Genomic DNA, 18,129 nt, shown 5'->3' with positions numbered 1-18,129 from the left:
GCCCGCCGGCACGGTCGAAGCCATGAACACGACGCCGACCGCACCGCCCACGACCACCCGCCGGGCCGCCACCACCGGCCGGGCCGCCACCACCGGCCAGGCCGCGGTCGGGTGTCCTCCCGCGGCCCGGTCCAGCCCGTCACCTCACGCGCCTGCGGCCACCCGCAGCGGCGTCAGCGACAGCGGCCTCAGCCTCAGCCTCAGTGCTGGCATCGGCATCGGTGTTCCTCCACCGCAGGTTTCACCGCAGGGCGTCCAGCGCGAGGGCGGTGTAGACGACCACGCCGTGCTCCATGGCCGCTTCGTCGAACAGCACCCGGCTGGAGTGGTTGGGCTCGGCCTGCTCCAAATCGATCCCGCGCGGGCAGGCGCCCAGGAACGCCATCGCGCCCGGCACCCGCTGCAACACGTAGGAGAAGTCCTCCGCCCCCATCAGCGGCTCCTCCATGGGCGCGGCCCAGCGCGCGCCGAGCGCGGCGGACGCCACGTCCACGACGTGCGGGCCGACCTCGGCGTCGTTCACCGTGACCGGGTAGCCGGGCACGATCGAGACGTCGGCGGTGCAGCCGTGCGCGGCGGCGACGTGCTTCACGACCTGCTGCAACTCGCGGTGCACCAGCTCCCTGGTCTCCTCCGACAGGGTCCGGATGGTGCCCTCCACGAAGGCGGTCCCCGGGATGATGTTGGTGGTCGTGCCCGCGGCGATCCGGCCGATCGTGACCACCGCCGGCTGGTGCACGCTGACCCGCCTGGCGACCATCGTCTGGAGCGCCCCGACCATGGCGGCGGCGGGCGGCACCGGGTCGATCGCGTCGTGCGGCATGCCGCCGTGCCCGCCGCGGCCGGTGACGGTGATGTGGAAGTTGTCGGCCGAGGCCATCGTGGGGCCGGGGCGGCTGATGACGACGCCGGACTGGAGCGTCGAGGTGATGTGTAGGGCGAACGCCTTCTCCACCGGCGTGCCCGCCGCGTCCAGCACGCCCTCGTCGAGCATGTGCCGCGCGCCGTGGTGGCCCTCCTCGCCGGGTTGGAACATGAACACGACCTGCCCGGTCAGCGCCTCGCGCCGCGAGGACAGCAGGCGCGCGGCCGACGCCAGCATGGCGACGTGCGTGTCGTGGCCGCAGGCGTGCATGGTGCCGTCGACCTCGGAGGCGTACGCCAGGCCCGTCTCCTCCTGGAGCGGCAGGGCGTCCATGTCACCGCGCAGCAGCACGGTCGGCCCCGGCTTGGCCCCGCGCAGCACGGCGGTGACCGAGCTGCTGGACCTGCCGGTGGTCACCTCCAGCGGCAGGCCGGACAGCGCGTGCTGGATCGCGGCCTGGGTCGCGGGCAGGTCCAAGCCCTGCTCGGGGTGCCGGTGCACCTGTCGGCGCAGCGCCACGGTCCTCGGCTGGAGGGCACGGGCGGCCTCCACCAGCCCCGTGAAGCGGGGCTCGGGAGCGGTCGTCAAGGCGTGCGGCAGAGTTGTGCTCATCCCTCGATAGTGGCACCGGAAGCCCCCGGTCGCCCGCGCCTGCGGCCCCCGTGCTACCGGGCACGTGCCCGTGGCCCTACGGTGTGCACATGGCACACCAGGAGCCGGTCAACGGCTTCGCTGTCGCGGTGGTCCGGGAGGACGGCCGCTGGCGGTGCAGCAAGATGGACAGCTCGGCGCTGTCCGAACTCGATGCGGCGATCACGGAACTGCGCCAACTGCGCTCGACGGGTGCCGCCTTCGGGATGTTGGCGGTGGACGACGAGTTCTTCATCATCCTGCGCCCGGTGCCGGGGGGAGTGGCGCTGTTGCTGTCCGACGCCGCCGCGGCGCTGGACTACGACATCGCCGCCGACGTCCTCGACCTCCTGCGGGTGGACCCGCCCGACGAGGAGGACGACGAGCTGTGGCCGGAGGGCGACCTCGGGGTCCTGTCCGACCTCGGCATGCCGCAGCACGAGTTGCAGGTGATCGTCGACGAGGTCGAGCTGTACCCGGACGAGCAGCTCCAGATGATCGCCCAGCGGTGCGGCTTCGGCGACGAGTTCACCAAGCTCCTGGACAGCATCCAGGCGTGACCACCGGCAAGCCGTACGAGGCCATGGTCGAGGCCGCGCTGGAGGTCGCCGCCGAGGCGCCGAGGACCGGCGACATCCCCATCGGCGCGGTCGTCTACGGCCCGGACGGCCGGGAGCTGGCCAGGGCCTGCAACGCCCGCGAGGCCCTGGGCGACCCGACCGCCCACGCCGAGGTGCTGGCCCTGAGAGCCGCCGCGACCGCGCACGGCGACGGCTGGCGCCTGACCGGCTGCACCCTCGCGGTCACCGTCGAGCCCTGCACCATGTGCGCCGGCGCCCTGGTCCTCGCCAGGGTCGACCGGGTGGTCTTCGGCGCCTGGGAACCCCGCACGGGTGCCGTCAGCTCTCTGTGGGACGTCGTCCGCGACCGGAGGCTCAACCACCGGCCGGAGGTGGTCGGCGGTGTCCTGGAGGCCAGGTGCGCGACCTTGATGGAGTCGTTCTTCCAGGACCTCTGAGCCAGGCGTGACCCCTCTGACCAGCACTTCCAGCTCCAACCGACCCCCGTTTGGGTCATCTGGGGGTGGTCTTGTATTGTTCTCGGCGGTGGCGTGTCCGAGCGGCCGAAGGAGCACGCCTCGAAAGCGTGTGAGGTGAAAGCCTCCGTGGGTTCAAATCCCACCGCCACCGCTGCTCAGAGCCCCGCTCACCGAACCCGGTGAGCGGGGCTCTGACGTTGAAGCGGCTTCTTCCCGCCCCCGCCTGCTCCGCCTCAGCCAGGCTCGGCTCCGAATGGGGGCGTCAGTTCGCTCCGCGCCGCCCCCCGAAAGGACGGGGCCTGCCCGCTGGTGCGCGGACAGGCCCCGTCCCCCCCGGCTCAGCGGCGGCCCGTCCTCTCCCCCCTGACCTGCCCGCCGGGAACTCGGCCGATCGTGATTTCCGGTTTCGGGAACAGGCGGATGACCACCTCGTCATCCCTGCCCTTCTTGCTCAGTACCAGCCACACCACACCGAAGACGAACACCAGGATCAGCGCGACGACGACCACGAACGCCCATGGACAAGCGCCGGCAAGAGCTGTCATGGAGCAAGAGTAGGGCGCGGGTGCGCGCACATTATGATTACCGGATCTTGGAGTAGAATGGGGACAGGTCGCCCGGAGTCGGTAATCATCGCAGCGGTAAGACCTTTTTAAACCACATCCGCGGCGCGGGCAAGATTAATTCCGACAGTCCACACTCTCGGGCTAGACGTCGCAGCGGAGCGTAGAGAGATCGACACGGTGCGCTCAGGTGCAAATTGCTCGTGTGATCTGCATCACACGTGGTGGCGTGGAAGTGTGCTGGTCCGAGCGTTACGACTTGGTGAAGGCGCTTGGCGGCTCGGTCGGCCACTGGGTGTCACACCCGATCTTCCCGGTGCTCCGGTTCAACTCGGGCAAACCGGAAGAACGCGTCCGGGCGTCGCGCTCTACCAATGTTAGTCCCCTTCCGGAATCAGGGGCAGGTGAACCGCGTCGATTCACGCGAAAAGCTGATGGTGTCGCTGCGGAAAGCGTCGCATCCCGGTCGAAACGGGCGCGGTGCTCCCGGGAGGCGGAGGGCGCCCGGTTGCCGTAAGGTCGGTCGGAAGATCGTTTTCCGGACGTGCGGCGGTGCGTGGTCGCGCGGGCCGGAGGGCGGGACCGAGTCGCGAGGTCCGGGGCGCGAGACCCGGGGCACGAGGTCGGGGTCCGGGGTTCGGGGCGGTTGCGGGGCCTGGAACGGCACAGGGGCGCCGAGCCGCACCTCGTCAGGCCGGGTCGGCGCCCCCGTTGTGCGCACCGCGCCCGCTCCGGCGCTGGGAGGGCCACCGGTCGGACGCGCGTCCGGCACTCTACCCCATCACTCGAACACACGTTCGAGTGAGTGGCCTGTGCTCAAGAGGCGGTCAACAGTTAGTGACGGCGACTACCGCCGTTCACTCGATCCGGGGAGGATGCGCGAATCCGCCAACCACCGGAGGACCCCTTGAGACCCACTCCGCTCCGCCTCGGGGTAGCGGTCACCGCCGCTTCGGCCGTGACGCTCGCCCTGGCCACGCCGATCCTCGCGGCCCCGAGCCCGGACGCCCTCGTCGCCGAGGTCTACGGCGGCGGCGGGAACTCCGGCGCGACCCTGACCCAGGACTTCGTCGAGCTGGCCAACCGCGGCGCGGCGCCGGTCTCCGTGGCCGGCTGGAGCGTCCAGTACCTGCCCGCCAGCGCCAGCGCGAGCAGCCAGTGGCAGGTCACCCCGCTGACCGGCTCGATCGCGCCCGGCGGCAGGTTCCTCGTCGCGCAGGCCAAGGGCGCCGGCGGCACGGTCGAGCTGCCCACCCCGGACGCCACCGGCACGATCGCCATGTCCGGCACCGGGGGCACCATCGCGCTGGTCACCGGCACCGCGGCGCTGACCTGCAAGACCGCCGCGGACTGCGGCGCCGACACCCGCGTCCGCGACCTGGTCGGCTACGGCACGTCCACCGTGGTGCGCGAGGGCACGGCCACCGGCAACCTGGGCAACACCACCTCGGCCGCGCGCACCGCGCTGACCGACACCGACGACAACGCCGCGGACTTCACCGTCGGCGCGCCGACGCCGGTCAACTCCGCCGGTCAGACCCCGGGCGGTCCGGACCCGGACCCCGAGCCCGAACCCGGTGACAAGCGCATCCGCGACATCCAGGGCACCACCCGCGTCTCGCCGCTGGCGGGTCAGCGGGTCGCGGGCGTCCCGGGCGTCGTCACCGCCGTCCGCAACACCGGCGACCGCGGCTTCTGGTTCCAGGACACCGCCCCGGACGGCGACCCGCGCACCAGCGAGGGCCTGTTCGTCTACACCGCGGGCCTGAACCCGACCGTGGAGCCCGGCGACGACGTGCTGGTCACCGGCACGGTCGCCGAGTACCGGCCGGACGGCGACACCCCGTCCAACTCGCTCCAGACGCTCACCGAGCTGACCGGCGCCACGGTCACCGTGAAGTCCAAGGGCAACCCCCTGCCGACGCCGGAGGTCCTCTCCGTGCCCGCCGGCTACCTCCCGACCGCGGGCGGCGGCAGCATCGAGCAGCTCCCGCTCGACCCGGCCACCTACGCGCTGGACTACTTCGAGTCCCGCGAGGGCATGTACGTCCAGGCGAACGACCTCCGCGTGGTCGGGCCCACCAACAACTACAACGAAACCTTCGTCACGCTGAAGCCGGACCAGAACCCGACCGCCCGCGGCGGCACGATCTACCTCGGGTACGACCAGCCGAACAACGGCCGGATCAAGGTCAAGCCGGGCAGCGCGACGCCGGTCAAGAGCAACGTCGGCGACACCTGGCGCGGCGCGACCGTCGGCAACGTCGAGTACGCGAACTTCGGCGGCTACACCCTGGCGGCCAAGTCGGTGGGCGAGCACGTCCCGGGCGGCATCCAGCCCGAGGTCACCGACGCGCAGCGCGGCTACGAGCTGTCCGTGGCCACCTACAACGTGGAGAACCTGGCCGCGACCAACGACCAGGCGAAGTTCGACCGCCTGGCCGCCGCCGTGGTGCGGAACCTGGCCAACCCCGACATCGTCGTGCTGGAGGAGATCCAGGACGACAACGGCACCACCAACGACGGCACGGTCACCGCCGAGGCGACCCTCGCCAGGTTCACCGACGCCATCGCGGCCGCGGGCGGACCGCGCTACCGGTGGCGCCAGATCGACCCCGTGAACGGCGCGGACGGCGGCGCGCCGGGCGGCAACATCCGGGTCGCGTTCCTGTTCAACCCGGCCCGGGTGTCCTTCGTCGACCGGCCGGGCGGCGACGCGACCACCCCGGTCGAGGTCGTGAAGCAGCGCGGCCGCGCGGCGCTGTCGGTGTCGCCGGGCCGCATCGCGCCCGCCGACCAGGCGTGGGAGTCCAGCCGCAAGCCGCTGGCCGGCGAGTTCAAGTTCCGCGGCCGCACGGTCTTCGTGGTCGCGAACCACTTCAACTCCAAGGGCGGCGACCAGGCCATGCACGGTCGCTACCAGGAGCCGAACCGGAGCTCCGAGGTGCAGCGCCTCCAGCAGGCCGCGCTGCTCAAGGGCTTCGTGGACCGGGTCAAGGCGGTCGACAAGGGCGCCAACGTCGTCCTGGCGGGCGACATCAACGACTACCAGTTCTCCCCGGTCGTCAACTCCCTGACCGCGGGCGGGCAGGTCGTCGCCCTGATGGACACCCTCCCCGCCGCCGAGCGGTACAGCTACGTGTTCGAGGGCAACTCGCAGACCCTCGACCACATCCTGATCAGCTCGAACATCACCCGCTACCGCTACGACGTGGTGCACGTCAACGCGGAGTTCGCCGACCAGGCCAGCGACCACGACCCGCAGGTCGTGAAGCTGCGCCCGAGCACCGGCAACGCGAACGTGGACAAGGTCGCCTTCCTGCTGGAGGACGTCCTGGAGTGCCTGCCCCGCGGCTGAGCCGGACGACCACGAGGCCCCCTCGGACGCGGAGTCCGAGGGGGCCTCTCCTCGCGGCGGTCAGCTCCGGGTGGGCTCGGCCGTCGTGGTGGGGAAGGCCGTGGTGGGGAAGGCGGTCGTGGTGGTCGGGAAGACCGTGGTGGGCTCGACCGTGGTGGTCGGGAAGGCGGTCGTGGTGGGGAAGGCCGTCGTGGTCGGGAAGGGCGTGGTGCTGGGCGCCTGCGTGGTGGTGGGCCTCGGCGTGGTGGTGGGCGCGTGCGTGGTCGTGGTCGGCCTCGGCGAGGTGGTCGCCGTGGGGGGCTTCGGCGCGTCGGCGCACCGGGCGTCCTCCGGCAGGCCGGCGTACTCGTCGCCGACGAAGTAGATGGCGCTGGACCACTGCGTGCCGCCGTCCTGCCGGCCGATGTTCAGCCACACGTCGTTGGTGTAGCCGAAGTCCGTGACCGACTCGCCGTGCACCCAGCAGTACGCGCCGACCGTCCAGCCGGCCAGGACCGGGCTCCCGGGCGCCTGCGTGCACGCCGTCGAGGGGCAGTGCCGGACCTTGACGTCGTGCCACGCCGTGGCGCTGTACTGCGGGGGCCCGCTCGCGCCGACCCCGGTGGAGGGTGCGGCCCCGGCGACGCCGGCGGCGACCACGGCTGCCGCTGCGGCCACGGCTGCCGCGGCAGCCGTCGTGACGATCCTCATGTGCGTGTCCTCCCGGTAATCGGTCGATCACCGTTTAAACGCCGCAAGGCACCCGTTGCGTTGCCTCCGGGACGAGACAGGGCCCCGGTCACCTGGTGGTGACCGGGGCCCTGGTCTGCGGAGGATACGGGATTTGAACCCGTGAGGGGGTTAACCCAACACGATTTCCAGTCGTGCGCACTAGGCCGCTATGCGAATCCTCCGCCGGGGAGTCTAACGGACGGGTCCGGTCCGACCCAAAACGGCTGGTCCGCCCGGGAGGGGAAGTCGAATGGCGCGGAAGGGGCGCACCGCCGCGTCCACGACGCCTTGGTCACAGCGCCGCCCGCTCCGTACCGCCACCGCCACTTTGTTCGGTTAGGCTCACCTAAGGAGGTGCAAGGTGAAGCGTGGTTTCGTGGTCGTGCTGTCCGCCCTGCTGCTGGCCGCCTGTGGCGGCGGTGGTGGGGATGACCAGGGGAGCGGGGAGGGCGACGCCGCTCAGGGGGCGGTGACGGTCGACACCCGCTTCGGCCCGGTGACCGTCGAGGCGCCGCCGACGCGGGTGGTCGCGCTCGGCTGGTCCGACGCGGAGACCGCGCTGGCCCTGGGCGTGCAGCCGGTGGGCGCGAGCGACTGGCTCGGGTTCGGCGGCAAGGGCGTCGGCCCGTGGGCCGCGGACCTGTACCAGCAGGCCCCGGAGCTGCTGGGCACCACGGAGATCGACTACGAGGCGGTCGCCGCGCTCCAGCCCGACCTGATCCTCAACACCAAGTCCGACAACGACCAGGCCAAGCACGACACGTTGTCGAAGATCGCGCCCACGATCAGCGCGCCCAAGGACGTGATCCAGTACGGCACGACGTGGGAGCAGCAGGTCGAGCTGGTGTCGAAGGCCCTGTTCAAGGAGGACGAGGGCTGGAAGCTCATCGGCGACCTGAAGGCGAAGTTCGCCGAGAACGAGAAGTTCGCCGGCAAGACCACGGTGGTCGGCGCCTACTTCGACGGCAAGTTCGGCGCGTACGTCTCCGGCGACGCCCGGACCGACTTCATGAAGGCCATCGGCTTCACGCCGCGCCAGGACGTCGAGGACCTGGCGTCCGGCTCGTTCTACGTCGACATCTCGGCGGAGCGGCTCGACCTGCTCGACGCCGACCTGACCGTGCTGTTCCCGATCGGCGGCGACGCGAGCGCTCTCAAGTCCAACCCGCTGGTGCCGGAGAAGGCGCTGGTCTTGGAGGACAAGGACCTGGTCAACGCCTTCTCCAGCGGTTCGACGCTCGGCACGGCCTACGCGCTCGACCACGCCGTGCCGCTGTTCAGCCAGGCGCTCGGGCTCTAGCCGGACCGGCCCCGTCGGCGGGGCCGGCCATCGGCAGAACAGGCCGTCAGCAGTGCCGGCCGTCAGCAGAACCAGCCGTCGGCCACCCAGCCGTTCGCGTTGATGTGGCCGTAGGCGAAGCCGTAGACGTAGTTGCCGACCTTGGGTCCCTTCACCAGGAACGTCTGGCCCCGGTAGAGGGTGCCCATCCACGGGCCGTCGTTGGGCGCGGTGCGGACGTAGAGGTCGGTCGCGCACACGGTCTCGCGCTCACCGACGGTGCCGTTGGCCGCCTGGGCGGGTGCGGCGGTCGCCACCAGGGCGACCGCCGCCACGAGCAGCGCTTTGCTCACCACGAGTCGTACCCCCCGATGCACTCGGCGCGGAGGTAGCCCCAGTCGTTGGGGCCGAAGTCCATGCTCGCCGCCCAGCCGTTGTAGACGGGGTGGGCGCCGGGCGTGTGGCCGATCTTGTTGCCGTAGGTCAGCGTCCGCTTGAACTGGACCGGGCCGGACGCGTGGTCGTAGTTGCCGTAGAAGCTCGCCGTCTGGCAGACGACGATGGCGTGCCTGGGCACGACCGGGTCGGCCGCCGCCGTGCCGGACGCGAGGAGCAGGGTGGCGCACGTGAGGAGCAGGGCCCTCATGGCGTTCCTCCTTCACCGGGAGTTGCCGATGTCGGTGAAGAGTTTCCCGTGCCCGGCGCGAGGGCGTCCAGGGCGGTTGGCTACACTGACTGCGGACCTCGTGCGGCACACACCCCATGAACCTCCCCAGGGCCGGAAGGCAGCAAGGATAAGTGGGCTCTGGTGGGTGCACGGGGTCCCCTTCTTTCTTCCCGCCCGGCCCGGCGGTGATGTCGGACCCTCCCGGTAAGGTCGCCGACGTGGCGCTCGCCCTCTACCGCAAGTACCGTCCGGCGACCTTCGGCGAGGTGGTCGGGCAGGAGCACGTCACCGACCCGCTGCGCACCGCCCTGGGCGCGGGCCGGGTCAACCACGCGTACCTGTTCTCCGGGCCGCGCGGCTGCGGCAAGACCTCCAGCGCCCGCATCCTGGCGCGCTCGCTGAACTGCGTGAAGGGCCCGACGCCCGACCCGTGCGGCGAGTGCAACTCGTGCGTGGGCCTCGCGCCCAACGGGCCGGGCAGCGTGGACGTGGTGGAGCTGGACGCGGCGAGCCACGGCGGCGTCGACGACGCCCGCGAGCTGCGGGACAAGGCGTTCTACGCGCCAGCCGAGTCGCGCTACCGGGTGTTCATCATCGACGAGGCCCACATGGTCACCACGCAGGGCTTCAACGCCCTGCTGAAGATCGTGGAGGAGCCCCCCGAGCACCTGATCTTCATCTTCGCCACCACCGAGCCGGACAAGGTGCTGCCCACCATCCGCTCGCGCACCCACCACTACCCGTTCCGGCTGATCCCGCCGAGGGACATGCGGGCGCTGCTGGAGCGGAACTGCGCGGCCGAGGGCGTGGCGGTCGAGCCGTCGGTGTTCCCGCTGGTCATCAGGGCCGGCGGCGGTTCGGCGCGGGACACGCAGTCGGTCATGGACCAGCTGCTGTCCGGCGCCGGGCCCGAGGGCGTCAAGTACGAGCGGGCGATCTCGCTGCTCGGCGTGACGGACGTGGCGCTGATCGACGACGTGGTGGACGGCCTGGCCAACGGCGACGGCTCGGCCGTGTTCGGCACCATCGACCGGCTGGTGGAGGCGGGCCACGACCCGCGCCGGTTCGCCTCGGACCTGCTGGATCGGCTGCGCGACCTCGTGCTGCTGCACGCGGTGCCGGACGCGGGCGAGCGCGGCCTGGTGAACGCGCCGGCCGACGAGCTGGCCAAGATGGCGGCCCAGCGCGAGGCGACCCGGCCGGCGACGGTCACCCGGTGGGCCGAGGTGCTGCACCAGGGCCTGACCGAGATGCGCGGCTCCACCGCGCCCCGGCTGCTGCTGGAGCTGGTCGCCGCGCGGATGCTGCTGCCCTCGGTGGGCGACGTCGAGTCGGGCCTGCTCCAGCGGGTCGAGCAGCTGGAGCGCCACGGACCGCCGGCCGGCGGCTCGGGCGGCGCGCCCGTGAACGGCGGCGCGCCCGCCGGGCGGACGTTCCAGCGGCCCTCGCAGCGCCCCGGCGACGCGCCGCAGCCCGCCGTGCGCCAAGCCACCGCACCTCAGGCCGAGGCGCCCCAGCCGGTGGCGCAGGCCGCCCCACCTGCGGTACCGCAGCAGGCGCCCGCACCGCAGGCCGCCGCACCGCAGGCCGCCGCGCCACAGCCCGCCGCGCCCCAGGACTTCGCACCGCAGGCCGCCGCACCGCAGGCGCAGGCCCCCGCACCGCAGGCGCCGCAGGCACCCGCACCGCAGGCGCCCGCGCCGGTCGACCGCCCGGTCGCGCCACCGGCCCGGCCCGCCCCGGTCGAGCGCCCCGCGCCCGAACCGCAGGCGCCCGAACCGCAGGCGCCCGCCGGCGGCCTCGACGCGGTCGAGCTGCGCCGGCGCTGGTCGGAGCTGCTGGGCGTGGTCCGCGGCGCCAGCCGCAGCACCGAGGCGATGCTCACCAACGCCGCCGTCGCCGACGTGGACGGCACCGTGGTCACCCTCACCCACCCGTCCGCCCCGCTGGCCCGCCGCCTGGCCGAGCCGCGCAACGCCGACGCCATCGCCGCCGCGCTGGCCAAGGTCCTGGGCGGCACGTGGCAGGTGAAGTGCGTGCACGGCGAGCCGAGCGCCGCACCGGCCCGCCCGGCGCAGCAGAAACCGTCCCGACCCGCCCCGACCAGGCCCAGCCAGGCCCAGCCGCGCCGGCCCGAGTCGACCAGGCAGGCCCCACCCACCTCGTCGGCGCCCGCCGACGACATCCCGCCCCCGCCCGAACCGCCCGAGCCCGACGACCCCCTGCCGCCCGAGCCCGTCGACGAGGAGGAGATGCTCGCCGAGGCCGCCCGGCCGACCGAGGAGGGCGGCCAGGGCCTCGACCCCGAGGCCGTCGTGCTCAAGCTCCTGGCCGACGAGCTGGGTGCTCGCCCGTTGAAGGGCTGATCGACGCGGCTACGCTGGTGAACGGCGGCAAACCCGGAAGAGAGGAACCCGCGGTGCAACCCGGTGGGCCCAACATCCAGCAGATCCTCCAGCAGGCGCAGGAGATGCAGCAGAAGCTCGCGGCCACCCAGCAGGAGCTGGCCGAGTCCGAGCTGACCGGCACCGCGGGCGGTGGTCTGGTGACCGCGGTGGTGTCCGGCGGCGGTGAGCTCAAGCGCCTGGAGATCGACCCGAAGGTGGTCGACCCGGACGACGTCGAGACGCTGTCCGACCTGGTCGTCGCCGCCGTGCGCGACGCGAACCGAGCCGCCCAGGAGCTGGCCGCCCAGAAGATGGGCCCGCTGGCCGCGGGCATGGGCGGCATGGACGACCTCGGTGGCCTCGGGAAGCTGTTCGGCTGATGTACGAGGGGCCCGTCCAGGACCTGATCGACGAACTCGGCCGGTTGCCGGGCGTCGGTCCCAAGAGCGCGCAGCGCATCGCCTTCCACCTGCTCGCCGCGGACCCGGCCGACATCGGCCGGCTCCAGGACGCCCTGCAGAAGGTCAAGGACGGCGTGGTGTTCTGCGACGTGTGCGGCAACGTCTCCGCCGAGGCGACCTGCCGCATCTGCCGCGACCCGCGCCGCGACCTGACGCTGATCTGCGTGGTGGAGGAGCCGAAGGACGTGCTCGCGGTGGAGCGGACCCGGGAGTTCAAGGGGCGCTACCACGTCCTGGGCGGCGCGCTCGACCCGCTGTCGGGCGTCGGGCCGGACCAGCTGCGGATCAAGCAGCTGCTCACCCGCATCGGCACGGACGTCAACGAGATCATCATCGCCACGGACCCCAACACCGAGGGCGAGGCGACCGCCACCTACCTGGTGCGGATGCTGCGCGACTTCCCCGGACTCACCGTCACCCGGCTCGCCTCGGGCCTGCCGATGGGCGGTGACCTGGAGTTCGCCGACGAGCTGACCCTCGGCCGGGCGCTGTCCGGCCGGCGCAGCATGTGAGGCTCGTCGCGGTCGACGGCCCGTCCGGCTCGGGCAAGTCCACCTGCGCGGCGCGGCTGGCCGAGGAGCTGGGCGCGCCGGTGGTCCCAACCGACCACTTCGCCACGTGGACCGACCCGGTCGCGTGGTGGCCGCGCCTGCTGCACGGCGTCCTGGAGCCCCTGTGGCGGGGCGAGCCGGGGCGCTACCGGCGCATGGACTGGTCCGAGGGCTGGCCGCGGCTCGGCGAGTGGGTCACCGTGCCGGTCACGGACGTGCTGGTCGTCGAGGGCGTGTCCGCCGCGCGGCGCGCCATCGCGCCACGCCTGGACGAGGCCGTCTGGGTGGAGCTGCCGGACCCGGCGGAGCGGCTGGCCAGGGCCGTGGCCCGGGACGGCGAGGCGAGCCGCGCCCACCTGGAGCGCTGGCAGGCGTTCGAGCGCGGCTGGTTCGCCGTGGACGGGACCAGGGAGCGCGCCACCCGCGTCGTCACGGTGGGGTGAACGCCGCCGGACCGCCGGACCGCCGGACCGCTGAGCCGCCGGGCCGTCCCGGGGCTACCCCAGCCGCCGGCGCACGACGTCGGCCTCCGTCGGGCAGCCGACCGCGCCGAACCCGTCCAGCGCCGCCCGCCAGCGCGCCACCGCGCCGTCCCGGTCGCCCGAGACCGCCAGCACGTCGCCCACCAGGTGCTCCGCCCGCGCCAGCACGAACCGCTGGCCCGTGCTCCGGCTCAGCTCCAGCGCCCGCAGCGCCAGGTCCAGCGCCTGCGCCACGTCGCCCTGGTCCAGCCGCACCCGCCCCAGCACCGTCAGCACGTCCACCTCGGCCAGCCGCAGCCGGTAGCGGACTGCGCTGTCCAGGGCCTGGTGCGCCGAGTAGCGGGCCTCGTCCAGCCTGCCCGCCGCGCGGTGGGCCAGCGCGAGCCCCCGGCGGGCCACGCAGATGCCCATCGGGTAGCCGGTCTCCTCGGCGACCCGCAGCGCCTCGGTGGTGCGCTCCACCGCCTCGTCCAGCCGCCCCAGCCCGCACAGCGCCTCGCCCAGGGCGTTCGTCGCGTCGCACACGCCCTTGAGGTTGTCCAGGCCCTCGGCGATGGCCACGGCCCGGCCCGCCTCCTCCGCCGCCTCGGCGAACATGCCGCGCATCAGGTAGGTCAGCGCCAGGCCCTCGTGCGAGAAGTGCGCGAACCGCCGCGCGCCCGCCCGCTCGTACAGCTCGCCGCACCGCTCGTACAGCCGCGCCGCCCGCTCCGGCTCGCCCAGGAACAGGTGCGCCTCGGCCAGCGCCCGGTGGCTGTCGGCCTGCGTCATCCACGCGCCCAGCCGGTTGCCGACGTCCAGCGCGCCCTCGAACGACGACACCGCCCGGTCGAGCTGCCCGAGCTGCATGTAGACGCCGCCGAGGTTGAGCTGCGCGATGCCCTCCTGCTGGAGCGCGCCGATGGACCGGGTGATCACCAGGGCCCGCTCCAGGTGGTCGGCCGCCAGCTCCAGCTCGCCGACCTCGATGTAGACCGCGCCGAGGTTCGCCAGCACGGCCGCCTCCGCGGCGGGCGCGGCGCCGGTGCGCCGCTGGATCGGGATGGTGCGGCGGAAGTGGTCCACGGCCACCCGGTGCTGGCCGATCGCCCAGTACAGCGTGCCCAGCGAGGACAGCATCGCCACCTCGCCGACCGGGTCCTGCGTGGCCTGCGCCACCGCCAGCCCGGCCTTGGCCGTGGCCAGCCACTCCACCGGCAGCCCGGTCGGGTAGAAGTAGCGGCGCAGCGCGTCGGCCAGCTGCCACACGTCCGGGTCGGGCATCCGGTCGGCCGCGTGCACGACCAGCGCCACCAGGTTGCCCCGCTCGGCGTCGAGCCAGGCCAGCGCCTCGGCCGAGGACGCGAACAGCCGGGGCGTCACGCCCGCCGCCGCGCCGGTCCGCGGCAGCCGCAGCAGGGTGCTCTTGAACGCGTCCGTCGCGTTGTCCACCGACCTGATCGACCAGTCCAGCAGCCGCCGCACGGCCTGGTCGCGCTCGGCCGGGCCGTCCTCGAACTCCAGCCGCTCGGCCGCGTAGTCCCGCAGGAGGTCCTGGAACTGGTAGCGGCCGGGCACGTGGTTGTCGATCAGGTTCGCGGTGGCCAGCCGGTCGAGCCGGCGCCGGGCGTCCTGCGTGGTCAGCCCGCCCAGGGCGGCCGCCACGTCCGGCGTGATGTCGCCCGGAGCCAGGCTGAGCAGCCGGAACAGCGACGCCAGCTCCGGCTTCAGCGCGGTGTAGGACAGGTCGAACGCCGCGTGCACGGCGGCCCGCTCGTCGCCCTCCACGGCCAGCGCCGCCAGCCGGTTGCCCGCCCGCAGCTCCTCCACGTACGAGGCGATGGTGATCTCCGGCCGCGACAGCAGGTTGGCCGCCGCGATGCGCAGCGCGAGCGGCAGGTGCGCGCACAGGTCGGCCAGCTCGTCGGCGGCCCCGGACTGCGCGGCCACCACGTCCTCGCCGAGCATCCCGGCCAGCAGCGCCCGCGTCTCGGACCGGTCCAGCACGTCCAGCCGCACGTTCGACGCGGCGTGGCTCACCGCCAGCCCGCGCAGGGTGTCCCGGCTGGTCACCAGCACCGCGCACCCCGGCGAACCGGGCAGCAGCGGCCGGATCTGCTCGGCGTTGGCCGCGTTGTCCAGCACCAGCAGCACCTGCTGGTCGGTCAGCCGCGACCGGAACATCGCCTCCTGCTCGTCCTGGTCCAGCGGCACCTCGCCCGGCGGCACGCCCTGCGCCCGCAGGAACCGCGGCAGCACGTCGACCGCGCTCAGCGGCGGGCCCGGCGCGTACCCGCGCAGGTTCACGTACAGCTGCCCGTCGGGGAAGAAGTGCCGCAGCTTGTGCGCCGCGTGCACGGCCAGCGCCGTCTTGCCCACGCCCGGCGGCCCGGCCAGCGTGACCACCGGCACGCCCTGCGCGGTGCGCAGCAGCGCCTCGATGAGCTGGACGGCCTGCTCGCGGCCCACGAAGTCGCCGATGTCGGCGGGCAGCTGGGAGGGCACCACCCGCTCGCGCGCGGCGGGTGCCGACTGGCCGGCCTCCAGCGCGGGGGAGGAGTTCAGCACCTGCTGGTGCACGCGCCGCAGCTCGTCGCCGGGGTCGATGCCCAGCTCCTCGGCCAGCAGGCCGCCGACCTTGCGGTACGCGGCGAGCGCGTCGGCCTGCCGCCCCGACCGGTACAGGGCGACCATCAGCAGCGACCACAGCCGCTCCCGCAGCGGGTGCTCGGCGGTCAGCCGGTACAGCTCGGGCACCAGCTCGGCGTGCCTGCCCAGCTCCAGGTCCACCTCCAGGCGGCGCTCCTCTGCGTGCAGCCTGCGCTCGCCCAGGCGCGGCACCTCGTCGCGGTGCAGCACCTCCGACGGCACGTCCACCATCGCCGGGCCGCGCCACAGCGCCAGGGCCGCCGCGAAGATCGCCGACGCGGGTTCCAGCCTGCCCGCGGCCCGCTCCCGCTCGCCCTCCTCGACGAGCTGCTCGAACCGCATCACGTCGATCGTGCGCTCGTCGACGTCGATCAGGTAACCGTCGGGCACGGTCCGGATCGGCACGGCGGGCCCGAGCACCTGCCGAAGCCTCATCACGTAGGTCTGGAGCGTGCCGCGGGCCCGCGCGGGCGGGTCGGCGCCCCAGATGTGCTCCGCCAGCTCGTCCACCGAAACCCCGGCCCCGGCCCGCATGAGCAGCGACACCAGCAGCGAGCGCTGCCGCCCCGCCCGGACCGCCAGCTGCTCGCCGTCGACCAGCACCTGGAGCGGTCCGAGGAGGCGGAACTCGACCACTGGGCTCACCGGCGACCTCCCTCCGCGCGAGTGGGGTTTCTGTTGTCCGTTGTACAGCGTAGGAGAGCGTTTGCCCGATCCGCCGTGGTCACGTTGGGTCAGCGCTGGTGGACCGTATGTATGAGAATAGGAGGCCGCGTGGCCGGATCGTGACCTGTGCTGTCGCAGAAGGGTTGTGGTGACCGGTTAGGGTCCCTGACCACACCGTGAGATCCCGGATTTCCATAGGGGTGTTTGATGGTTCATTCCCGAACGGCACGACGCCGCTGGACGGCCGCGATCGGCCTGACCGGCGTCGCCGTACTCGCACTGTCCGCCTGTGCGCAATCCGAACGTGGGGGAGACTCCGGGACCGGCCAGACCGGCGGCACGATGGTCTTCGGCGCCGCGGGCGAGCCCAAGAACTTCGACCCGATCTTCAACGACGACGGTGAGAGCTTCCGGCCTATCCGCCAGATGTTCGACACCCTCATCACCTACAAACGAGGCACCGCGGAGCTCGCGCCCGGCCTGGCCGAGAAGTGGGAACCGAACAGCGACGGCACGTCGTGGACGTTCACACTCCGGAAAAATGTGAAATTCCACGACGGCACCGCGTTCAACGCCGAAGCGGTGTGCTTCAACTTCGACCGCTGGTTCAACATGAAGGGCGCCGCCGCCCAGAGCCAGATGATCTACTACGGCGACGTGTTCGAGGGCTTCGCGGCCAACGAGGGCGACGCCGCGGGCGACCCGATCTACAAGTCCTGCGAGGCGAAGGACGAGTCGACCGCCGTCATCAACCTGAACAAGTACAAGGGCGCGTTCCCGGCGGCCTTCGGCCTGACCGCGCTGTCCATCTCCAGCCCGGACGCGCTGAAGAAGTACGACGCGGACAGCGTCCAGCAGTCCGGCGACTCGTTCAGCTACCCGGCGTACGCGACCGAGCACCCGACGGGCACCGGCGCGTTCAAGTTCGACAGCTTCGACCGGGCCAACAAGACCATCACCCTGGTCCGCAACGACGACTACTGGGGTGAGAAGGCCAAGCTCGACAAGCTGATCTTCAAGATCATCCCGGACGAGAACGCCCGCAAGCAGGAGCTGAAGGCCGGCACGATCGACGGCTACGACCTGCCGAGCCCGGCGGACTACAACTCGCTCAAGAACGACGGCTTCAACGTCACGCCGCGCCCGGCGTTCAACATCCTGTACCTGGGCATCAACGGCGCCAACACGCCGGCGCTGAAGGACCTGAAGGTCCGCCAGGCCATCGCCTACGCGGTCAACCGCGAGCAGCTCGTGAAGACCAAGCTGCCCGCCGGCGCCCAGGTGGCCACCCAGTTCATGCCCGACACGGTCGCCGGCTACGCCGACGACGTGCAGGAGTACCCGTACGACGTGGCCAAGGCCAAGCAGCTGCTGACCGAGGCCGGCGCGACGAACCTGTCGCTGAAGTTCTACGTGCCGACCGAGGTCTCCCGGCCGTACATGCCGAACCCGACCGAGCTGGCGGCCGTCATCGCCGACGACCTCAAGGCCGCGGGCATCACCGTCGAGCTGGTCTCCCGCCCGTGGAACGGCGGCTACAAGGACGACGTGCAGAAGCTCGGCAAGCACGACCTGCACCTGCTCGGCTGGACCGGTGACTACAACGACGCCGGCAACTTCGTCGGCACGTTCTTCGGCCGCGAGAAGGCCGAGTTCGGCTTCAACGACCCGGCCCTGTTCAGCGCCATCTCGGCGGCCGACGCGGTGGTCGACCAGACCGAGCACGCCGACGCCTACAAGCAGGTCAGCCGCGACCTCATGAGCAAGTTCCTGCCCGCGGTCCCCGTGTCCCACTCGCCGCCGGCGATCGTGGTGAGCAGCAAGATCTCGGGCCTCGTGCCC

The 18,129-nt window shown here is 72.5% G+C and carries 15 protein-coding genes, 2 tRNA genes and 1 other RNA gene; 11 read left to right on the top strand and 7 right to left on the bottom strand.

The genetic code is table 11. From position 1 onward, the window contains the following. Positions 1-241: 241 nt before the first annotated feature. Positions 242-1,477 (bottom strand): M20 metallopeptidase family protein, encoded by a 1,236-nt coding sequence (locus tag ACFV4N_RS14035; protein WP_499672900.1) that lies wholly within the window; start codon positions 1,475-1,477, stop codon positions 242-244. A gap of 89 nt (positions 1,478-1,566) precedes the next feature. On the opposite strand from ACFV4N_RS14035, the gene ACFV4N_RS14030 reads away from it, so the two are divergent. The 3 genes from ACFV4N_RS14030 (at position 1,567) to ACFV4N_RS14020 (ending at position 2,685) form a co-directional block, all read left to right on the top strand. Beyond that, entirely contained in the window at positions 1,567-2,055 is a 489-nt protein-coding gene (locus tag ACFV4N_RS14030) for a tRNA adenosine deaminase-associated protein (RefSeq protein WP_499672899.1), read from the top strand. 23 nt (positions 2,056-2,078) lie between these two features. After that, positions 2,079-2,513 carry a nucleoside deaminase gene (locus tag ACFV4N_RS14025; protein WP_499672923.1) on the top strand — a complete coding sequence of 145 codons (435 nt, stop codon included), beginning with the start codon at positions 2,079-2,081 and terminating at the stop codon, positions 2,511-2,513. A gap of 87 nt (positions 2,514-2,600) precedes the next feature. Further along, positions 2,601-2,685, top strand: a tRNA-Ser gene (locus ACFV4N_RS14020). Between the two features lie 187 nt (positions 2,686-2,872). Here ACFV4N_RS14020 and ACFV4N_RS14015 read toward each other — a convergent pair. After that, the gene (locus ACFV4N_RS14015; RefSeq protein WP_499672898.1) at positions 2,873-3,079 is read right to left on the bottom strand and encodes a hypothetical protein; all 207 of its coding nucleotides are present in this window, start codon (positions 3,077-3,079) and stop codon (positions 2,873-2,875) included. A gap of 976 nt (positions 3,080-4,055) precedes the next feature. Here ACFV4N_RS14015 and ACFV4N_RS14010 point away from each other — a divergent pair. Then, the gene (locus tag ACFV4N_RS14010) at positions 4,056-6,455 is read left to right on the top strand and encodes a DUF8508 domain-containing protein (protein ID WP_499672897.1); all 2,400 of its coding nucleotides are present in this window, start codon (positions 4,056-4,058) and stop codon (positions 6,453-6,455) included. Between the two features lie 60 nt (positions 6,456-6,515). On the opposite strand, the gene ACFV4N_RS14005 is transcribed toward ACFV4N_RS14010, so the two are convergent. Both ACFV4N_RS14005 and ACFV4N_RS14000 read right to left on the bottom strand, forming a co-directional pair. Further along, positions 6,516-7,145, bottom strand: a complete 630-nt coding sequence (locus ACFV4N_RS14005; protein WP_499672896.1) for a hypothetical protein — start codon at positions 7,143-7,145, stop codon at positions 6,516-6,518. A 118-nt stretch (positions 7,146-7,263) separates the two neighbouring features. After that, positions 7,264-7,348 (bottom strand) — tRNA-Ser (locus ACFV4N_RS14000). 179 nt (positions 7,349-7,527) lie between these two features. Between ACFV4N_RS14000 and ACFV4N_RS13995 the strand changes: the two genes are divergently transcribed. Next, positions 7,528-8,466, top strand: a complete 939-nt coding sequence (locus tag ACFV4N_RS13995; RefSeq protein ID WP_499672895.1) for an iron-siderophore ABC transporter substrate-binding protein — start codon at positions 7,528-7,530, stop codon at positions 8,464-8,466. Positions 8,467-8,528: 62 nt separating this feature from the next. Here the strand turns inward: ACFV4N_RS13995 and ACFV4N_RS13990 are convergent, their stop codons facing one another. Both ACFV4N_RS13990 and ACFV4N_RS13985 read right to left on the bottom strand, forming a co-directional pair. Beyond that, positions 8,529-8,801, bottom strand: a complete 273-nt coding sequence (locus ACFV4N_RS13990; RefSeq protein ID WP_344034251.1) for a hypothetical protein — start codon at positions 8,799-8,801, stop codon at positions 8,529-8,531. Then, entirely contained in the window at positions 8,795-9,091 is a 297-nt protein-coding gene (locus ACFV4N_RS13985; protein WP_499672894.1) for a hypothetical protein, read from the bottom strand. The genes ACFV4N_RS13990 and ACFV4N_RS13985 overlap by 7 nt, the downstream gene beginning before the upstream one ends. A 90-nt stretch (positions 9,092-9,181) precedes the next feature. Here ACFV4N_RS13985 and ffs point away from each other — a divergent pair. From ffs to ACFV4N_RS13960, 5 genes are all read left to right on the top strand, one after another. Then, positions 9,182-9,276, top strand: an RNA gene (gene ffs, locus ACFV4N_RS13980) — signal recognition particle sRNA small type. A 54-nt stretch (positions 9,277-9,330) separates the two neighbouring features. After that, positions 9,331-11,478 (top strand): DNA polymerase III subunit gamma and tau, encoded by a 2,148-nt coding sequence (locus ACFV4N_RS13975; protein WP_499672893.1) that lies wholly within the window; start codon positions 9,331-9,333, stop codon positions 11,476-11,478. Positions 11,479-11,531: 53 nt separating this feature from the next. After that, positions 11,532-11,879: a YbaB/EbfC family nucleoid-associated protein gene (locus ACFV4N_RS13970; RefSeq protein ID WP_344034248.1), complete on the top strand. Its 348-nt coding sequence runs from the start codon at positions 11,532-11,534 to the stop codon at positions 11,877-11,879. After that, on the top strand, positions 11,879-12,472 hold the full coding sequence (gene recR, locus ACFV4N_RS13965; protein WP_499672892.1) for a recombination mediator RecR: 594 nt from the start codon (positions 11,879-11,881) through the stop codon (positions 12,470-12,472). Before ACFV4N_RS13970 ends, recR begins: the two co-directional genes overlap by 1 nt. Next, a complete protein-coding gene (locus tag ACFV4N_RS13960) occupies positions 12,469-12,954 on the top strand; it encodes a uridine kinase family protein (protein ID WP_499672891.1) in 486 nt (161 codons plus the stop codon). The genes recR and ACFV4N_RS13960 overlap by 4 nt, the downstream gene beginning before the upstream one ends. Positions 12,955-13,008: 54 nt before the next feature. Here ACFV4N_RS13960 and ACFV4N_RS13955 read toward each other — a convergent pair whose 3' ends face one another. Then, positions 13,009-16,266: an AfsR/SARP family transcriptional regulator gene (locus tag ACFV4N_RS13955; protein WP_499672890.1), complete on the bottom strand. Its 3,258-nt coding sequence runs from the start codon at positions 16,264-16,266 to the stop codon at positions 13,009-13,011. Between the two features lie 228 nt (positions 16,267-16,494). On the opposite strand from ACFV4N_RS13955, the gene ACFV4N_RS13950 reads away from it, so the two are divergent. After that, positions 16,495-18,129 (top strand): ABC transporter substrate-binding protein (locus tag ACFV4N_RS13950; protein WP_499672889.1); only part of this gene is annotated, 1,635 nt, incomplete at its 3' end.

The organism is Actinosynnema sp. NPDC059797, from assembly GCF_042732085.1.
GTDB lineage: Bacteria > Actinomycetota > Actinomycetes > Mycobacteriales > Pseudonocardiaceae > Actinosynnema.
This window is presented reverse-complemented; position numbering and strand designations above follow the sequence as displayed.